The sequence below is a fragment of the Cecembia sp. genome (genome assembly GCF_007126775.1).
Classification (GTDB): domain Bacteria; phylum Bacteroidota; class Bacteroidia; order Cytophagales; family Cyclobacteriaceae; genus Cecembia.
On record NZ_SLAP01000079.1, the window covers coordinates 1 to 2,584 of the forward strand.

At 39.6% G+C, this 2,584-nt stretch carries 3 protein-coding genes; all 3 read right to left on the reverse strand.

Features of this window, described 5'->3' with window-relative positions:
• The coding region (locus tag QZT73_RS05085; RefSeq protein ID WP_291786953.1) for a hypothetical protein at positions 1–201 on the reverse strand (201 nt) is incomplete at its 3' end.
• A 112-nt stretch (positions 202–313) separates the two neighbouring features.
• Positions 314–1,423 carry a DUF4221 family protein gene (locus QZT73_RS05090; RefSeq protein WP_291786955.1) on the reverse strand — a complete coding sequence of 370 codons (1,110 nt, stop codon included), beginning with the start codon at positions 1,421–1,423 and terminating at the stop codon, positions 314–316.
• 583 nt (positions 1,424–2,006) lie between these two features.
• Positions 2,007–2,584 (reverse strand): aldehyde dehydrogenase family protein (locus QZT73_RS05095; protein WP_291786957.1); only part of this gene is annotated, 578 nt, incomplete at its 5' end.

The window sequence follows — 2,584 nt, forward strand, 5'->3', positions numbered from 1 at the left end:
AAGCAATTTCAATGGTGATTCTTCCGGGATAATCATAGGAATAAATTCCACCTCCGAAGCAATTTGGTCGAAAGTAAGGATATCTTTTGGAGTGATTTTCAGTTCAGGCAGCTGTTGGGTAGCAGTATTTTCACCGCATGAGTTAAGGCCTAAAAAGCAAATGCCCACAGCTGCAATCAAAAGTATCTTTTTGAAATTCATAAACAGTCAGATTTGATTTGGAAACTAAAAATAAATGCATCAAAGCATAACGTCAAATAAAATTTAGTTTAAAAAAAATTATAGCATTGATATATTTAACCTATGGTAAGGCTTAAAAATTCAGACCCACCTTGATGTAAGCTTCTCTGTCATCTGAATCCGGGTTGAGTAGCTTGAAAAAATACCCATTCGGAGTAGCAAAGCCACTGGGTGCAATCTGCCGGTTATCAAAGAATAATTCCCCAATTATTTCAAAATCAAGGTTGTGCAATATGAAACTGCTCTTATTCTGAATCCTTCCATTATCTAATACTTTAGTTTCGATATCTACATACCTCAATAATAGTTGGGACATTGGTTCAAAAATAATCCATTTGTACCTGCTGGTCTCCATGCTTGGTGAAAATACAACGTAATCTCCTTCTTGATTGGTTTTTCCCTTTTGAAAAACCAAAGGTGCTGAACTTTTGGAGTTTACCCATTTGGAACTTTTTCCATCCACTACCAATAAGGAATCGGTCACAGGAAAGCTTACCAGATGGAGATTTTCCATATCAAGGAAAATATGGGAATAAAGCCCCAATTCGGGATCATCATAATACGCGCTGTAGATTTCAGGGTAAGAAAAAGATATGGGCTCTCCTATTCCATTCTTTAAGTCATATCTCCAAACCCAGTCCTGATAAGCCATATTAGGCTCCTTTAGCACAAAAGGAACATCAGCCAATATTAATTGCCTTTTTTCCTTATCATAGTGCATCCTGTTGCCATTGACAACACTAAAATTCACAGCCAATCTTTCTTCAGGGACATTGGGCAAAGGAAATCTATCCAGCACTTTGCCATGAAAATCAGTATGAACAATTGCTTTTTGATCCGAAATGAAAAAAATACCGTCTTCAGTAATCAAGCCTCCCGATACAAACCCTCCTATACCATCGGGGCCCTCGGTTTCAAAATCAACTGTGCCTTCCAGCTCCCCTGAGGGATAGCTGTATTGGTACATCCTTCGCCCTATTACTCCAAATAAAAAAGATTTACCATTTTGCTCCAAAAAGGCAAACCCCTGAGGCAGGCTCTTTGTCAACGTATCCTTTTCCAAGTACAGGGTATCCACTATGAAATCAGCCAGGTCTGCAGTGATAAAAACAGCTTCCTTTTTTGAGTCCGTACAAGAGAACAAAAGGTACAAGCCGAATAAAATGGTCATTGCTCGCATCATAAAAAAGCCAGTTAGACAGTAGTATTTATAATTATTTCCATTATTTCTCTGAGCAAGACAACTCTCGTGTCTGCATTGATCGGGAAATGATCATCCCCCCCATAGACAAAATACCTTTGCGTGGCCTTGATGTACTCGCAGCCATTCACAAAGCCCTTGCTTAACTTAAGACTCAGCGTTCTCTTGATTTTAAATTTGCAAGATAAATGAATATTCTTCCTTGTAAATTTAAATTGATGCTTTAAAATTGCAAGGATGAATAGCTAAATTTAGGTCCAATCACCTAAAACGAAAAAGACCTTCGGGGTTACAAAAACCCCAAAGGTCCTTTCGTACAAACTACAAGTTGGCCAGATTCTAAATACTGATCTGACCCTTCTAGTCTTTAGACAAAAGACATAAGATCAGGTTACTTCAAATCTGCCCTTTCGATTCTTTCGACCAAACAAGTCTTGGTTCTTGCTTCTTGTTTATAATAAAGAAATCTCCCTACCGACGTAAATCGAGTCTAATCTCTCACCTCTCGCTTTTCGACTCTTTCTACTTGGTACATTGTACTTGGTACCTGGTACAATCAATACGCTCAATCTTCACCCAAAAACGGATACCTATAATCTACCGGAGATACAAAGGTTTCCTTGATCGTTCTTGGAGAAACCCAGCGCAACAAGTTGATCATAGATCCAGCCTTGTCATTGGTGCCAGATGCTCTAGCACCTCCAAATGGCTGCTGGCCTACTACCGCACCTGTCGGTTTATCATTGATATAGAAATTACCGGCTGCATTTCTCAGTTTCTTGGTTGCCAGTTCAACGGCATAACGGTCCTGAGAGAAAACCGCACCGGTCAAGGCATAAGGCGAGGTCTGATCCACCAATTCCAATGCCTCTTCGTAATGGTTTTCGTGGTACACATAAATGGTCAATACCGGTCCAAAAATTTCCTCACACATGGTTACATACATAGGGTCCTTGGTCAAAACCACAGTAGGCTCGATAAAATAGCCTTTGGACTTATCATAGTTACCCCCAGCAATGATTTCCACGCCCTCGGCCTTCTTGGCATTATCAATGTATTTGGAAATCTTATCAAATGCCTTCTCATCAATGACTGCATTGATAAAATTGGTAAAATCTTCCGTTCCTCCCATCTTCATGGAAG